This window comes from uncultured Lactobacillus sp., from assembly GCF_944327175.1.
Classification (GTDB): Bacteria; Bacillota; Bacilli; order Lactobacillales; family Lactobacillaceae; genus Lactobacillus.
Genome location: NZ_CALVGT010000039.1, coordinates 1 through 15893 on the forward strand (window position 1 = coordinate 1; position 15893 = coordinate 15893).

Genomic DNA, 15893 nt, shown 5'->3' on the forward strand with positions numbered 1-15893 from the left:
GATGGCGCATTTGAGAAGCACCCGGCTCTTAACGGGCTTATTTTCCACTCAGACCGTGGCTGGCAATATCAGAACCAAGTATATCAAGCCGCTCTGGCTAACAGAGGGATCGATCAGAGTATGTCCAGGTTGGGTAATTCTCTTGATGATGGCTTAATGGAAGGCTTCTTCGGCATTATTAAGCGGGAGATGTTCTATGGCCAAGAACATAAATACAAGGACTTAAACGAGCTTGAGCAAGCTATTCACAAATACATCGATTACTACAACAACGTAAGAATCAAGACCGGACGAAAAAACATGACCCCGATTGAATATCGGAATCATGTTTTAACAACCTTAACGGCTTAATACTAATTTGTCCCAATTTTGGGGGTCACATCAAGATCGTTCGCCTTTTTACAAAAAATACTGAAAGCAGGCCCAAGCTAATTTAATTTTAGGCAAAAAAGGCGTATGATAGAGAAAAAGCATTAGCAAGCAAAGATTATTTTAAAAGAAAGAGGAAGTTAAGCGTGACTGCTAAGAAATTAGAGAACAACAGTAACCACGCGGTTATTGCTGAAGAGGTCAAGATTTTGACTGACTTGCTTGACGAAAGCACCCGCCATTTGGTTGGCGATGAAGAATTCGCCAAGATCAAGGGCCTGGTTAAGATTGCTGCCAGCAGCGATCACAACCAGCTGGAAAGCCAGATTGCCTGCTTGAGCAATCAAGAGATGATCATTGTTGCCCGCTACTTCGCGACCCTGCCGCTGTTGATCAACATTACTGAAGACGTTGACCTGGCCAGCGAAGTCAACCTGCTAAACAACACGGACAAGGACTATTTGGGTAAGCTGGAATCAACGGTTGACCTGGTAGCGGAAAAGGACAATGCCGCTGAAATTCTGAGTCATGTCAATGTCGTGCCAGTTCTGACCGCCCACCCAACCCAGGTGCAGCGCAAGACCATTCTGGAATTGACTAACAAGATCCACGACCAGCTCCGCCGCTACCGGGACGTCAAGACCGGCACTATCAACCGGAAAGAGTGGACCGACCAGCTCCGCCGCTACATTGAAATTATCATGCAGACGGATATTATCCGGGAAAAGAAGCTGAAGGTCTCCAACGAAATCAAGAACGTCATGGTCTACTACCCTGACTCCCTAATTCCAGCCATCACTAAGCTGACTGCCCGCTACAAGGAACTGGCCCGGGAAAAAGGGCTCAACGTTGACGGGGCAACGCCAATCACCATGGGTATGTGGATCGGCGGGGACCGGGACGGCAACCCTTACGTTACGGCGGAAACCCTCCGCTTGAGCGCGACAATTCAAAGTGAAGTCATTTTTGAATACTACATCAAGTCTCTCAACGACCTTTACCGGACAGTGGCTGTTTCAACTTCTTACGTGCAGCCAACGCCGGAAGTTGCCGAACTGGCCAAATTGTCAGCTGACAACTCCCCATTCAGAGAAAATGAACCTTACCGCCGGGCCTTCTACTACTTGGAAAGCCGCCTGGCCCACACGGAAATGGAGCTTTTGGACGTCTTCTCCAAGGAAGCCGTCGTTAAGAAAGAAGCTGCCCTTAAGGCTCCGGTCTACAAGGATGCTTACGAGTTCAAGGAAGACCTGGAAGCCATCAAGCGGTCATTAATCCAAAACCATGACCGGGCAGTTACCGGCGGTCACTTTGACAACCTCCTGGAAGCTATTGATGTCTTTGGCTTCCACCTGGCTACGATCGACATGCGGCAAGACTCCAGTATCAACGAAGCCTGCGTGGCAGAGCTCTTAAAGAGTGCCCGGATCTGTGACAACTACAGCGATTTGGACGAAGAAGAAAAGATCCAGATCCTGCTCAGTGAATTGAGCAACGACCCGCGGAGCCTGCACTCATCCAACTCACCTAAGTCAGAGCTTTTGCAAAAGGAACTGAAGATCTACCACACTGCCCGCCTGCTTAAGGACACCTTGGGCGAGAATGTGATCAAGCAGCACATCATTTCCCACACCGAAAGCATCTCTGACATGCTGGAACAAGCCATCATGCTGAAGGAATACGGTCTGCTCGATTCCGAAAAGGCCCGGGTGCAAGTGGTGCCTTTGTTTGAAACGGTGGAAGACCTGCAGAACTCCCGGGAAATCATGAAGCGCTACCTCAGCTTCGACATCGTCAAGCGCTGGGTTGCTTCTAAGGGCAACTACCAGGAAATCATGCTGGGCTACTCCGACTCCAACAAGGACGGCGGCTACCTGGCCTCCTGCTGGAGCCTCTACAAGGCCCAAAAGGAACTGACGGTCATCGGCGAAGAACGCGGCATCAAGATCACCTTCATGCACGGCCGGGGCGGCACGGTTGGCCGGGGCGGCGGCCCATCATATGAAGCCATCACCTCCCAGCCATTCGGCTCCATCAAGGACCGGATCCGGACTACTGAACAAGGGGAAATCATCCAGAACAAGTACGGCAACAAGGACGCTGCCTACTACAACTTGGAAATGCTGGTTTCCGCCGCGGTTGACCGGATGGTCTCCAAGCAAGCCGTCAGCCAGGACCACATCCAGGACTTCACGGCTTCAATGGATGGCATTGTCGAAGACAGCAACCGGGTTTACCGGGAACTTGTTTTTGACAACCCGCACTTCCATGACTACTTCTTCCAGGCTACGCCAATTAAGGAAGTTTCCAGCTTGAACATCGGCTCCCGGCCGGCAGCCAGAAAGAAGATTACTGAACTGTCCGGCTTGCGGGCCATTCCTTGGGTCTTCTCCTGGTCACAGAGCCGGGTCATGTTCCCAGGCTGGTACGGGGTTGGTTCATCCTTCAAGCACTTCATTGATGCTGATCCGAATAACTTGAAGGAACTGCAGGAAATGTACCAGGGCTGGCCATTCTTCCACTCCCTGCTGTCCAACGTCGACATGGTTTTGTCTAAGTCCAACATAGAAATCGCGGAAAAGTACGCTGGCCTTTGTGAAGACGAAGCTACCCGGTCAGTCTTTGACATCATCAAGAAGGAATGGGAACTAACCAAGGAAGTCATCTTGCAGATCGAAGGCCACAGCAAGCTTTTGGAAGACAACCCGTCTTTGGAAAGCAGCTTGGACTACCGCCTGCCTTACTTCAACGTCTTGAACTACGTCCAGCTGGAAATGATTAAGCGGGGACGGCAAGAAAAGCTCAGCGGCATCTACGAATCGATCATCCACATCACCATCAACGGGGTCGCTTCTGGCCTGCGTAATTCGGGCTAATGCCACGGATTTATATTTTAATAAGAAGCAAAAAAGCATGTTTTTTCAAACATGCTTTTTCTTCTTGCTTTTACTTTGTGTTGTTTTAGTTTTTGATTGCAAAATTGTTTTACTTAATCAGCCGCCTTAATTGAAGCGATGATTTCTTCAACCATACATTTTTGGCCAAAAGTCAAAGCAAGTTTCAGATACAGAAACAGGCAGATGCCGCCGCACCTGCCTGTTTTAAATATTCTGTAAAAATTATTCAACCGTAACGCTCTTAGCCAGGTTACGTGGCTTGTCAACGTCCAAGCCCTTGTTCTTGGAAGTGTAGTAAGCCAAGAGCTGAGTCGGCACTACTGACAGCAAAGCTGACAGGTAGTAGTCGATTTCCGGCAAGACGACGTTGTCGCCTTCCTTGGCAAATTGCTTGCCAACGATGGTGATCACGTTGGCCCCACGGGAAGCTACTTCTTGAATGTTGCCCCGGGTCAGGTCAGCCGTTACCGGGTCGTTGATCAAGGCAATAACTGGCGTGCCGTCTTCGATCAGGGAAATAGTTCCGTGCTTGAGTTCCGCAGCGGCGAAGCCTTCAGTTTGGATGTAGGAAACTTCCTTCAGCTTCAAGGCAGCTTCCAAGGAAACGGCGTGGTCGATCCCCCGGCCGATGTAGAAGGCGTTTCTGGATGGTAGCAGGTACTTCTTGGACAGTTCTTCGATCTTTTCCTTACCATCAACGATTTCCTGGATGCCTTCAGCAGCCAGGCTCAAGCCTTGCTTCAAGTTCCAGTCCTTAGCCGCCCGGTCGCCCAGCTTTTCACCAACGGCCTTGGCCAAAATTGCCTGCAGGGCAACTTGGGCAGTGTAAGCCTTGGTTGAAGCAACGGCGATTTCCGGACCAGCATTCAAAAGCATGGTGTAAGTTGCTTCTCTTGACAAGGTTGACCCTTCAACATTGGTCATGGTCAAGCTTGGGATCCCCCGCTTGTTGGCTTCAGTCAAGACCACGCGGGAGTCGGCAGTTTCACCGGACTGGGTCAGGAAGATGAAGAATGGGTGCTTGGACATCATTGGGAAGTGGTAGCCGGCTTCTGAAGCATAGCCAACTTCAGTTGGGATCCCGGTGAACTTCTCAAAAATTTCCTTGCCAACCAGGCCAGCGTGGTAGGAAGTACCAGCCGCGAAGATGTAGATCCGGTCAGCCTGGCTGACAGCGTCAACGATCTTTTCGTCAACAACTGGCTTGCCTGCTTCATCCAGGTAGTCAGTTGACAGGCGGCGCATAACTGCTGGCTGCTCGTCGATTTCCTTGAGCATGTAGAATTCGTAAGTGCCCTTGGAAGCAGCGTTCGGGTCGATGTCCAAAACTTTAGCTTCTCTTTCCACCTTGTTGCCGTTGTAGTCTTGGATTTCGATAGAGTCCTTGGTTACGTCAGCGCAGTCACCGTCGTTCAAGGCGATAAAGGTCTTGGTTTGGTCCAAAACGGAAATCGCGTCTGAAGCGATAATGTTAAAGCCGTCGCCCAGGCCCAGCATCATCGGACTCTTGTTCTTGGCAAGGTAAATGTGGTCTGGCTTGGTGTTGTCTACCAGCAAGAAGGCGTATGAACCCTTAACCAGCTTCAAAGCTTTCTTGAAGGCTGAAAAAGCATCCAAGTTTTCTTCCTTGGCCAGCTTGGCTACTAATTGCACAACAACTTCAGTGTCAGTTTCAGACTTGAAGTGAACGCCTGCCAAGTACTTTTCCTTCAATTCCAGGTAGTTTTCAATGACCCCGTTGTGAACCAGATAGAAGCGGCCGTCTTCTGAGTAGTGTGGGTGGGCGTTTTCCACCGTTGGATGGCCGTGGGTTGCCCAGCGGGTGTGGCCGATCCCGGTCGTCCCTTCTTCTTCTGGCGTCAGCTTCTCTTCCAGGTTGGCAATCCGGCCAACCGCCTTGGTCAAGTATTCATGACCTTGTAAGTCATTGAGGTAAATACCAGCTGAGTCGTAGCCGCGGTATTCCAAGTTCTTCAAACCATTCAAAACAACTTCTCTAGCTGGCTTGCCAACTACACCGACAATTCCGCACATATGTCTTCTCCTTTGGTCTAGTTCAATTTAAGCTATTGGACTAATTTGTATTTTTGCGCTTGCAATAGGAATCATAGCCGTTTTTTCAGACCGGGTCAAGTCTTTGCTCGCAAATTGGTATAATTGTAAGCGGTAAAGTGGCAAGCTTAACTATTTCTTTGCAAAAAGGTCAAAAAAAGCCCCGTCTTGACAGACGGCGGCTTAAAATCAGTCTTCTTTCTTGTCTTCTTCGTCATCACTCTCGTTCTTGACCGGGATTGGCCGGTGCTCAATCGGGGTGGAAAAGGCAATCTCGGTCTTGGTCCGGCCGAATTTCTGCAGCTCGTTGACTAAGTGGTCCAGTTCTTCTGGCCGCTGATAGGCAGCCTGAATCAGCATGGAGTAGTCCCCTGTCACGCAGTCGCACTGGATGACGTTGGGAATCTTCTCGATGAAAGGATAGAATTCACTCTTGTCTTCCGGCTTGACTTCCAGATTGATGAAGGCCTTGACCACGTAACCCATGGCCGAGTAGTCGATATCGGCATAGTAATGCTTGATGAGGTCATTGGCTTCCATTCGTCTGATGCGGTTGGCTACGGCCGGAGAAGACATGAAATTGGCTTCCGCGATGTCCTTGACGGAAATGCGAGCATTCTTTTCCAACATTTGTAAAATGCGTCGGTCGGTCTTGTCGATTTTGTATTCAACCATTTCGTTCTCCCACCTATTCAACAGCTACGCTGGGTATTTTAATTCTTTTATTAAAAATATTATATTCCTACGGTAACTCAGCGCAAGTTTTTACTGAAAAAAGAGTTATAGCTTGCATCCCGCTCTTAAGCAAAGACGCTGACGATCAAGGTCAAGATCGGCAAGCCGCCCTGCATCAAGAGGATCTTCGGCTGGCTGGTCACGGCCCCGTAGGCCGCTACCAGGATCATGTAGGCCAAGAGCAGCTGCAAGACGATCTTGCCCAGGGCAAAGGCCGCGATCAAGGTCAAAACAGCCAGCAGTCCGTTGTAGATACCCTGGTTCTTAAACAGCGTATTGACTGACGGCCGGCTTAATTCTTCCTGGTCCATTTGGAAAACTTCTGCCGTCTTCTTGGAAGTCGTCGCAAAAGTTTCCAAATACATGATATAGAAGAACTCAACTGCCACCAGGCAGGCTAAAACTTGCAAAGCTATTTTCATTTATTAACTCCTCAACTTGTCACATCAGCACAAGCTGATAGTGATATTTTACTTAAAACAGAATGATAAAGTCAAACCATATGTTGACTCTTATCCGCAATCATTGGCCAGATCAGCGATTTTCCTGGCCGGTATGCCGGCAAAGACCCCATTGGCTGGCAGATCCTGGGTCACCACGGCCCCGGCTTCCACGACCACGTTGTCGCCGATTTTGACCCCGGCCAAAACCGTGACCCCCGCTCCCAGGCAGACATCATTGCCGACTTCAACCCCCTTGGCCTGGGCCAGACGCTGGCGCCGCTGCCTGGTTGACCGGGGGTGGGCGATTGTCGTCAGCAGGCAATTTGGCCCCATGGTCACGTAGTCGCCAATATGAACCTCACCGGCATCTTCGATGGTCAAGCCCCCAGCGGCCAGAAAGTGGTGGCCAATATAGATATTTGGCCCGTTCAGGCAGCTGAAGCTGGTCCCAAAGCTGGCCTGGTCCCCTAAAGCACCCAGGTGCATCTTCAAGCGCAGGAGCTGGGCTGGCCGGTCCAGGTTGTTGCCCTGCCTAAACTCGTCGTTCCAGATGATTCCCGCTTCCTGGTAATGCTCCACCTCCGGTGCCGTCAGCTGGTAGAAGTCGCCGGAGCGCATTTTGTCTAGTTCATTCATCGTCTTTTTCCTCGAATTTTTCAAACTATTTAAATTATAAGCGAAAAGCGTTTAAAAGAAAAAGACCTTAAAAAAATCAAACCATATTCGTATTGATTACATAGGTCCGCTGGCCCGGCATCTCTGCCACCAGCTGCGGGCGCAGGCGGCTGGGCCGGGAGTATCTACCTTTTAGAGCAAAAAATACTATAAAGTATTCGATTGGCAAAATCAAGTTATTAGTGCAAAAATAATAAAAATGCTTATCATTTTTATTGGTTAATCCTTATTAAGTCAAGGGCATATCGCCAAGATAATAATCTTTCAGTTATCTATCCAGCTTGCATTTATTGAGGTATTCCAACAAAAAAGTCCGGGCTAAGGAATTTGGCCGGATCTGCCGGCGGGCTTCGTCTATGCTTAACCAGTTCCAGGCGTCGATTTCTTCATTTGGACTAACCTTTTCAGCCTGGTCAACGGTCACCGTGTAGTTGAGCATCAAGGTATTTGAGGGGGCAAAATACTGGCTGCGGTTGAAGTGGAGGCTTTTGGCCGTTAAATGGAGCTCCTCCATTAATTCTCTTCGGCAAGTATCTTCAGCGTTTTCCCCTTTATTAACGTAGCCAGCCACCAGGATATAGGAGTCCTTCCCGTACTGCTTGATCAAGAGGACCTGGTCGCCTCCTTCATTCATGACGATCATGCTGACGGCGACGGAAAAAACTGGAAAGCGGAAGTCGCCGCATTGCTCACAATATGGGATCAAGCCGTCCAGAGGTAATTCCTTTTTAGTCAATTTTTGCCCGCATTGGGGGCAGTAGTTCAGTTCAAACATTTTTTCACTCACCCATCTTCATCTTCTAGATATACTTGCTGCCTTCCCGACGGCTCAAAGGACTAAGCTCACGGGAAGCCATATAGCTTCTGACCCAGGCCGGCTTGGTCTTAGAGTAGTCCCTTAGGGCCCAGCCAATAGCCTTATTGATGAAAAATTCCCGGCTACCCAGATTGCAGTCGATGATTTTGCCCAAAAGCTCCGGATCAGTTGCCTCTTTTAAGCCCAGCTGGGATTCTATCGCCGTCCGCCGGACCCAGAAGTTAGGATCTCGTGCCCAGGTCAGTATGAGGGCTGCCGTCTTTTCCTTGTTTTCCTCATCTCTGATAAAAACCTGCCCCACCAGTTTAACCAGGCTGTCAACGCTGTCCCACCAGGACTTGGTCTCCGCCAGCTGCTTGATTTTGGGCAAATCGCTAAAAGTCAGCTGCTTTTCTACTCTTTTCAAGTAGTCCAGGGCAAAGTACTGCATTTCCCGGTAGTCATCTTCAAAGCAGAGGTCAACCAGGTCCCAGGCAATTTCTTCCTTAGTCACGCCCTTTAAAAAAGGCCTGGATAATTCCCGCCGCGTTGGCGTCTTGAGCCCACAGAAAGGAAACAGATTCCGCATGTACTTGCCCATGGCCTGGGCATTTTCTTCGTTAGCCGCGGCCGCATAAGCCTTTTTAACTGCCTGGTATTTTTCAAAAGGAGTCATTATTCCACCATGTTTTTATCTTTCTGTCAGTCTGTATGGTAAAATACAAGCTATTATGTGCTTTAGCACAATAGTTTCTAATTTATATTTCCTAGTTGTTACTTTCTATTTATTATTATTTTAACTTGCTTTATGGAGGATCAACATGAAAGAAAAGTTGACGCATGCTGAGTCGCTGACGATTTCCAGCATGCTCTTCGGCCTCTTCTTCGGGGCCGGGAACCTGATTTTCCCTGCCTACCTGGGTGAAGCCAGCGGAGCCAACCTCTGGATCTCCCTCTTGGGCTTCCTGATCACCGGGGTGGGCCTGCCCCTTTTGGCCATCGCCTCCTTAGGGATGACCAGGTCAGAAGGGCTATTAGACCTCAGTGGCCGGGTCAGCCACAAGTACAGCTACTTCTTTACCTGCCTTCTGTACTTGACGATCGGGCCTTTCTTCGCCATTCCACGCTGCTTCACGGTTCCTTTTGAAACCGGGATCTCGGCGCTTTTGCCAAGCGGGATGACCAAAAGCACCGTCCTCTTTATTTTCTCACTGATCTTCTTCGCGATCATGCTTTTCTTCTCTTTAAGACCAGGGCGGATCATGGACTGGATCGGCAAGTTTCTGACTCCGGCCTTCTTGCTCTTTTTCTTCTTTATCATGATCACAGCGCTGCTGCATCCCTTGGGCAACTACCAGGCAGTTAAGCCAGTTGGCGAATATGCCAGCACCCCACTAATCAGCGGGGTCTTGGCCGGCTACAACACTATGGATGCTTTGGCGGGCCTGGCCTTTGGGATTATCGTCATTTCCAGCATCCGGACCTTTGGGGTTACCAAGCCGGAAAAAGTTGCTTCCGCGACTTTGAAGACCGGGGTCCTCACCTGCCTTTTGATGGCGGTGATCTACGCCATTACTGCCCTGGTCGGAGCCCAGAGCCGGACTGCCTTGGGCTTAGCTGCTAACGGCGGGGAAGCCCTGTCCCAGATTGCCCGCCACTACTTCCCGGGTCTGGGGGCAGTAATTTTTGCCTTGATGATCTTCGTGGCCTGCCTTAAGACGGCCATCGGTCTTATCACGGCCTGCAGCGAGACCTTCGTGGAAATGTTCCCGAAGACCCTGTCTTACAACAAGTGGGCCATCATCTTCAGCCTCCTGGCCTTTGGGATTGCCAACATCGGCCTAACCACCATCATTTCCTTCTCCCTGCCAGTCTTGATGCTGCTTTACCCATTGGCGATCTCCTTGATCCTGCTGGCACTGACCAGCAAGGTCTTCGACTTTAAGCAGGTCGACTACCAGATTATGACGGCTGTTACCTTCCTTTGCGCCCTAGGCGACTTCTTCGAGGCCCTGCCGGCAGGGATGCAGGTCAAGGCTGTTATTAGCCTTTACGGCCACGTCCTGCCCCTTTACCAGGATGGCCTGGGCTGGCTGGTTCCAGTCGCTGTTACCTTTGTCATTTTAGCTATTAAGGCTACGATCAGTAAAAAACGCGCCTAACGCGAAAACAGAGTTTCCTAAGTTAAAGAGAAAACTCTGTTTTATTTTCTGATAAATTGCTCGTCGTCAGCTGCTTCATCTGCTGAAACGTAGCGCTCAACGCTCATGTGCAGGTCATACTTCTCACGAAGCTTGGCCAATTGGCCCATCATTGCTGAAGCGTGGTGGGCATCCAGTGCCTCTTGGTCTTCCCAGCTGGCGATCAAAAGGATGGTTTCCGGGTCATCCAGGGGCTGGAAGTATTCATAGCGCAGGTTGCCGGCTTCTTCCCGGATGGCCTTGGCCACCCCGCTTTCTTCCATCTCAGCCGCGAACTTGCGGGCAGAACCGTTTTGGCCGCGGTAGTAAAGGTTGACAGTCAGACTCATTTTATTGCTCCTTCGTTTCTATTTTCTACTATATAAAAAGAATTCGCTTATAAAAGAGGTTTAACATTTCCCAGCGTTTTTAGGCATGAAAATACCCCCGAAATTAGGGTCCTAATCCCGGGGGTTACATAGTTAGTTATTTTCTACCGCATACTTTTTTAAAAGAAGAGCAAAAAGTACCGATAAAGCAGCAATCATCAGTCCAACAAACAGGAAATTAAGTGAATTTTTCGGTTGCAAGATGATTGAAAAAATCCATGTGCCGATTGGCATAAAAAGAACGGCTACGGTAAAGACAATTCCAAAAACCCTTCCAAGGAATTGGTTGTCTACCTCTCTTTGCACAATTGAAAAAAATTGGATGTTAAAAATTGTCAGAAGCAGATTAAAAAGCGCGGGGGATAATGAAACGATAATCTGGTTGTATGAATAAAAGTACAAAATTGGCGCCAAGGCGAGTTCAAGTCCTGACCCGCCCAAAAAGCACATTAACCACATGCTGGACATTTTTTTATTGAGAAAGCCACTCAAAACTGCTCCAAGTAATCCGCCAATAGCTTCTGCCGTTAAAAACATCCCGTACATTCCCTTAGGCATGCCACTAAACATTTGGTTGCTATAAGGCAGTAATAGATTGTAAGCCGCAAGCATGAAATTCACTAGAGCTGACAAGAGAATGATAATTGCGATCTGTTTATGGTCAAAAATATATTTAAAGCCTAGCAGCATATCATTCATCACGCTTCGAACAGTAACTTTGTTATTTACAGCCGGATTTTCCTTTACTGGAGTAATAAAGTGAACCAACAAGGCCGCAAGCATAAAGCTTATTCCATCTAGCAGCAGCACCCCGTGCACTTTAAGTATTTTGTACAAAAATACCGCGATCATTGGTACTGTAACTTTTACTATCGTACTGCTTGTTTCTAACAAAGAGTTTAAACGAGAGATTTGCTCTTCTCTTACAACTTCCTTAGTTACGGCTTTATAAGCTGGCCCAGAAAATGAACTCATAATGGCTAAAATAATGTTGGTTACGACAATGGCATAGATTAGCCATTTTTCTTTAGTAATGAAAGATAGCAAAATACAAGCCAGACCACTTAAAAAGTCAGTCGCGATGACAATTCTTTTTCGGTTAAAGCTATCTGCAACCACACCACCAAATAGATTAAGGAAAATGCCGATTAAGCTTTCCAGTGACTGGTAAATGCCTACCAGAAACAGGGAATTTGGATTAATTCCTGCTAAAAAAGTATTGTTGGCAAAGTCAAACATAACATCGCCTATTTTAGAGATCGTTCTGCTGCTTACCAATAGGCTGATATTTTTGTTCTCTGCTTTCATGCCAGAGCCCCTTTCTTAGTATCTTGCTGCTAATCAAGCGCCTTGGACATGATCAATTCCAAGCGATTATCAACAATGTAGGCCGTTATATTTAATTTGCTTCCGTTCAGCTTTTTAATTTCGGTATTTGTTTCAATTGCTGACTGCTTGATTGTATTAAATTCCTTGCGCGAAACGACCCCAAGATAATCTATCGAAACATAAACTGTATCATCAAAACATCTCACAATTCTTTCCTCATCTGAATTTAGATTTGGAAAATGCTTGTAGCCTACAGCTTTAGGGTTAAACATGTTTTTTTGATAAAAAGCTATTGTTTCGGTCAACTGCTCATCGATATCATCATTAGTAGTTAAGCTATACGTTAACCCCAGGTGCAAGTCGCCAATCGTTGTGGTGAAGTCCAGTTTTTCTTGAAACTTCCGAATATTGTAGATCAGATTAACTTTGACATTATTCAAAGCAAATTTGTTCAAGAGTTTGTCTCTTAAGTACAGCAAAATTTCAGCATATACATTTTTAGTATCATTGTTCAAATATGTGAGGCTGACAAGATTAACCCCATCTTCAAGCCGCTTAAAAGTTTCCTCTACCTTACGGTCATCCTGTTGCTCAAACTTAGCCATCTCTTTTAAAATTTCTTCCAGATGGTTTCTGGAATAGACCTCTTCAATATACGACGAGTAAGTTTGGTTTGAGTCATATATGCCAAGAATGTATCGTTCCAATGCATCCAATGATGATGAATCACAAATGCTATGGTCAATGGAGTAATGGAGAACAGACTCATTTTCATCTTCAAGCAGAACAAATTTATACAATAATCCGCCATTCTCAATACTTGTTTTGACCAAGTCACTCAAAGTTTTTGAAATATCTATTCTGGCATCAGCAACTTCATATTTGGAAATATTTACAGGCGTGTCCAAAACCTTAAAAGTATTCAGATCTTCTGACAAAACTGATTTAAATACTTCTACCTTAGAAAGTTTATGATAGATTTCCTCATAGCTGATTGAATCTTTTCCAAGATAAATCTTTCCCGTTAACTGACTATTAAAGCCCAAGGAATTGTATATTCTAGCATAGAAAAAAGCAGGATACGTATACTCCACCTTCCTAGTTATAGGAATATTCTTTATTTCATTTTCTCTAAACAGTTCCTTGTCTGCTTTAGAAGCAGGTGATGTCGTCATGTTTTCTATAAATGAAGCTATCTTGTCAACCGTTGGGGACATGTAGATATTAAAAGCACTTAAATCGATGTTCAGCCTTTTTTCTAATTCCAATACCAATTCAACTGAGCGCAGAGAGTCTAAACCGATGTCTAAAAGATTTTCTTCTGAACCTACTGTTTGATTCATTACTGACTCTGCTATATGTTTTACGGTATTATATATGCCTATGCCACTTTTCTTGGAATCGTTGCTGCTGATAGATAACTCCTTCATCCCGCTTAAAAGCTTTTTCCGGTCTACCTTCCCACTTGAAGTTAATGGAAATCCCTTGACATTGATATATTTAGAAGGAATCTTGTAAGATACCATATGCTTTTCCAGCATTGTTCTCAAATCACTAATTTTTGTGCCCGTATAAAAGAGAATCAGGGAATCACTATAAAAAACTACTTCAATGTCCCGTGTCGGATCATCAATAATGTTAGATATATTTGCTCTGATATCTCCTAATTCTACTCGAATGCCATGAATTTGAACCTGACTGTCTTTTCTGTCGCGGTACACGAGCAAAGAATCTTGTTTTTCGACAATGTCACCCGTATGGTAGAATACTTCTCCGTCAATTTTTTCAAATTTCTGATCATTTTGTTCAGCATTGTTGAAGTAACCTGCAGATACCCCTTTCCCGCCTATCAGCAATTCATCTTTAACCAGCATAGTTTTAACCCCAGGCAGATTTTCTCCAATTGGAACTTTTTGTAGTTTTTTAGGGGTATTCCTTACATTGAAGTACGTGGCGTAAACGGTTGTTTCTGTTGGGCCATATACGTTATAGACGTTGACTTTTTTCAAATCTTTTAAAACCAGCTTTAGGAGTTCATATTTAAACTCTTCACCGGCCACTAATAAGTACTTCAACTTATCAATTTTTCGAAGATCTTCTTGATCAGCCAGCTTTAGCAAAAGTCCCAATACAGAAGGAGACAACGCAACATGGGTAATGCCGAATTTCTCAATCAAATCAGGAAATTCTTTATAAAAGTCCTTGTTTTTAGCGGAATAGACGCATACGCTTCCGCCGTTATATAAAAAGCCAAAAATTTCAGTTATTGAAACGTCGAAGGTATCTCTTGTCGAAAATAGGTAGCAATCTCTACTACTTACTGGCGCAATATACTGGCATGCTTCCAATATGTAATTCAAGTTATTTTTGGTCACACATACCCCTTTAGGAACTCCCGTTGTGCCGGAAGTATGGATTATGTAAGCCAGTTCATTTTCTGAGTAATCAAGTAGCCTGTGTTCCATGCCAAGTGCTTTTGAAACTGCGAGGTCAGAAGCATTTTCACTAATGTAGATACTGTCTTTAAATTTTTTACGAATAGGCTCAATTTCAGTAAGTGGGCTGGTGTTGTCAACAGGGATATAAATTTTACCGGCTTTTAAAATTCCGTAAACTATTGGCAACAGTTCATATGTGTGCGGATAATTCACAACAACATAGTCTGAATTAAATTCGAGCAACTTGTTGGCAATATTATCCGATAATTTGTCTAATTCTTCGTAAGTAAGATTCCTATTTTCTGAAAATACGGCAATTCTTTGCGGATGCTTAATCACATTCTCTTTTAACAGTCGAATTGCCCTATTGCTTGAATGGTAGCGATAAAATCTATTGAACAAGTCATCAACGACTTTCGGTGAATATCCCCAAAATGACTTGTAATTCTGGTTGATTTGAAATAGTTTTGTAAAGTCAGAAAAAGTATTTCCTCCCAAACTAGTAAACTTCTTCAGTACTTCTTCCCAAGCTTGATTGCTATATTCGTCGTATACGCCATTATCATCAAATATTTTCACTTTGGTTGTCAAAATATTGACAACCAATCTATCTACAACTTGAGGATAGTCGGCTTCTAAGTCAAAACATTCCGGCTGATTCACATAATTCTTGATGGCGTTGCTTATTTTGCTCTCACTCAAAAGAAGCTTATCTTCATATCTTACTTCTTCGTCAATTACAATATTGTTTTCTATCAGAAATTTTTTATATCTGTGGTAAAAATTCTCGTCTACAGTTTGATTCGTTATTACGCATACATCAACATCTTTTGCGTCCGAATGTGATTCAATACAACTCCCATAGAAAATTTTAGTGCCAGTAATTTTTTCACTATCTAAATATTGCCTTACAAGATCCAACTTATTCATGAGCTATCTCCTTCCCCAACTTTTTAATATAGTTCACCGCAGCACGCAATTCTTTTTCGGTTACATCAATATTTCCACTGTTATACCGTAAAACAAACCTTTTACTACCGTTAACCATAATGTCGAATCCATGGAAATAATACTCACCGTCTGAAAGCATTTTTCTATATATACTACGGTTAACCTCATTAATCTGTTCGATTTCAGCATCTTTATCAGGAACGTACTGAAAAATAACCGAAAACAGAATATCGTCATTCCCAACATAAAAACTTGTGTCGTTCTTCAATAATGCATAGAAGCTGTTAGCATTGTTTATTCTAGCTTCAACCATTTCTCCAATTTTGCGCACACCTAGTGTTTTCATAACCATCCAGAGCTTTAAGCTATCATAAGATTTACTCCCAATGAATCAATGTCATTAAGTTAAGACATTGACTTTGAACGGGGAATGCTTTAGGACACTCATCTAAGTTTGATGAGTGTTTTTTTGCTTAATTTTTGAAACCGCTTTACGCTATCTTTGGTTAGAAATTTTATCAAAGGTGGCGTATTTTCATGACTAAGAAGCATCAAGTCCTAAGACAGCTTGATTCTGTTACAGACATGGCTGCCGAATGTATCAATTACTTTGTTTATCATCCAAGCAAAGACTTCACG

At 45.3% G+C, this 15893-nt stretch carries 13 protein-coding genes; 3 read left to right on the plus strand and 10 right to left on the minus strand.

Translation table 11 applies throughout. The features are described 5' to 3' along the window. The coding region (locus Q0J41_RS05185) for an IS3 family transposase (RefSeq protein ID WP_296227037.1) at positions 1–351 on the plus strand (351 nt) is incomplete at its 5' end. Between the two features lie 164 nt (positions 352–515). Beyond that, complete coding sequence (gene ppc / locus Q0J41_RS05190; RefSeq protein ID WP_296227039.1) at positions 516–3245, plus strand: phosphoenolpyruvate carboxylase; 2730 nt, start codon at positions 516–518, stop codon at positions 3243–3245. Between the two features lie 243 nt (positions 3246–3488). Here ppc and glmS read toward each other — a convergent pair whose 3' ends face one another. The 6 genes from glmS to Q0J41_RS05220 form a co-directional block, all read right to left on the minus strand. Then, positions 3489–5300 carry a glutamine--fructose-6-phosphate transaminase (isomerizing) gene (gene glmS / locus Q0J41_RS05195; RefSeq protein WP_296227041.1) on the minus strand — a complete coding sequence of 604 codons (1812 nt, stop codon included), beginning with the start codon at positions 5298–5300 and terminating at the stop codon, positions 3489–3491. A gap of 207 nt (positions 5301–5507) precedes the next feature. After that, positions 5508–5993, minus strand: coding sequence for an Lrp/AsnC family transcriptional regulator (locus tag Q0J41_RS05200; RefSeq protein ID WP_296227043.1), 486 nt, complete (start codon positions 5991–5993; stop codon positions 5508–5510). A 125-nt stretch (positions 5994–6118) separates the two neighbouring features. After that, positions 6119–6475 (minus strand): DUF1304 domain-containing protein, encoded by a 357-nt coding sequence (locus tag Q0J41_RS05205; RefSeq protein ID WP_296227045.1) that lies wholly within the window; start codon positions 6473–6475, stop codon positions 6119–6121. A gap of 90 nt (positions 6476–6565) precedes the next feature. After that, positions 6566–7132 (minus strand): DapH/DapD/GlmU-related protein, encoded by a 567-nt coding sequence (locus Q0J41_RS05210; protein ID WP_296227046.1) that lies wholly within the window; start codon positions 7130–7132, stop codon positions 6566–6568. Positions 7133–7439: 307 nt separating this feature from the next. Beyond that, a complete protein-coding gene (locus tag Q0J41_RS05215) occupies positions 7440–7946 on the minus strand; it encodes an NAD(+) diphosphatase (RefSeq protein ID WP_296227062.1) in 507 nt (168 codons plus the stop codon). Between the two features lie 25 nt (positions 7947–7971). After that, positions 7972–8643 carry a DNA alkylation repair protein gene (locus tag Q0J41_RS05220; protein ID WP_296227048.1) on the minus strand — a complete coding sequence of 224 codons (672 nt, stop codon included), beginning with the start codon at positions 8641–8643 and terminating at the stop codon, positions 7972–7974. Positions 8644–8788: 145 nt separating this feature from the next. Between Q0J41_RS05220 and brnQ the strand changes: the two genes are divergently transcribed. Beyond that, positions 8789–10129, plus strand: coding sequence for a branched-chain amino acid transport system II carrier protein (gene brnQ, locus Q0J41_RS05225; RefSeq protein WP_296227050.1), 1341 nt, complete (start codon positions 8789–8791; stop codon positions 10127–10129). A gap of 41 nt (positions 10130–10170) precedes the next feature. Here the strand turns inward: brnQ and Q0J41_RS05230 are convergent, their stop codons facing one another. The 4 genes from Q0J41_RS05230 to Q0J41_RS05245 form a co-directional block, all read right to left on the minus strand. Further along, on the minus strand, positions 10171–10497 hold the full coding sequence (locus Q0J41_RS05230; protein WP_296227052.1) for a putative quinol monooxygenase: 327 nt from the start codon (positions 10495–10497) through the stop codon (positions 10171–10173). Positions 10498–10629: 132 nt separating this feature from the next. Further along, a complete protein-coding gene (locus Q0J41_RS05235) occupies positions 10630–11844 on the minus strand; it encodes an MFS transporter (protein WP_296227054.1) in 1215 nt (404 codons plus the stop codon). Between the two features lie 29 nt (positions 11845–11873). Continuing rightward, a complete protein-coding gene (locus Q0J41_RS05240) occupies positions 11874–15233 on the minus strand; it encodes a non-ribosomal peptide synthetase (RefSeq protein ID WP_296227058.1) in 3360 nt (1119 codons plus the stop codon). Next, positions 15226–15606 (minus strand): hypothetical protein, encoded by a 381-nt coding sequence (locus Q0J41_RS05245; protein WP_296227060.1) that lies wholly within the window; start codon positions 15604–15606, stop codon positions 15226–15228. Before Q0J41_RS05245 ends, Q0J41_RS05240 begins: the two co-directional genes overlap by 8 nt. Positions 15607–15893: the final 287 nt, after the last annotated feature.

What these genes read in the sequence shown, in the direction of transcription:
- Q0J41_RS05230 (WP_296227052.1), bottom strand. Translation starts at nt 10,497, where the DNA reads ATGAGTCTGACTGTCAACCTTTACTACCGCGGCCAAAACGGTTCTGCC.
- Q0J41_RS05245 (WP_296227060.1), bottom strand. Translation starts at nt 15,606, where the DNA reads ATGGTTATGAAAACACTAGGTGTGCGCAAAATTGGAGAAATGGTTGAA.
- brnQ (WP_296227050.1), top strand. Translation starts at nt 8,789, where the DNA reads ATGAAAGAAAAGTTGACGCATGCTGAGTCGCTGACGATTTCCAGCATG.
- Q0J41_RS05205 (WP_296227045.1), bottom strand. Translation starts at nt 6,475, where the DNA reads ATGAAAATAGCTTTGCAAGTTTTAGCCTGCCTGGTGGCAGTTGAGTTC.
- Q0J41_RS05210 (WP_296227046.1), bottom strand. Translation starts at nt 7,132, where the DNA reads ATGAATGAACTAGACAAAATGCGCTCCGGCGACTTCTACCAGCTGACG.
- glmS (WP_296227041.1), bottom strand. Translation starts at nt 5,300, where the DNA reads ATGTGCGGAATTGTCGGTGTAGTTGGCAAGCCAGCTAGAGAAGTTGTT.
- Q0J41_RS05240 (WP_296227058.1), bottom strand. Translation starts at nt 15,233, where the DNA reads ATGAATAAGTTGGATCTTGTAAGGCAATATTTAGATAGTGAAAAAATT.
- Q0J41_RS05220 (WP_296227048.1), bottom strand. Translation starts at nt 8,643, where the DNA reads ATGACTCCTTTTGAAAAATACCAGGCAGTTAAAAAGGCTTATGCGGCC.
- Q0J41_RS05215 (WP_296227062.1), bottom strand. Translation starts at nt 7,946, where the DNA reads ATGTTTGAACTGAACTACTGCCCCCAATGCGGGCAAAAATTGACTAAA.
- Q0J41_RS05235 (WP_296227054.1), bottom strand. Translation starts at nt 11,844, where the DNA reads ATGAAAGCAGAGAACAAAAATATCAGCCTATTGGTAAGCAGCAGAACG.
- Q0J41_RS05200 (WP_296227043.1), bottom strand. Translation starts at nt 5,993, where the DNA reads ATGGTTGAATACAAAATCGACAAGACCGACCGACGCATTTTACAAATG.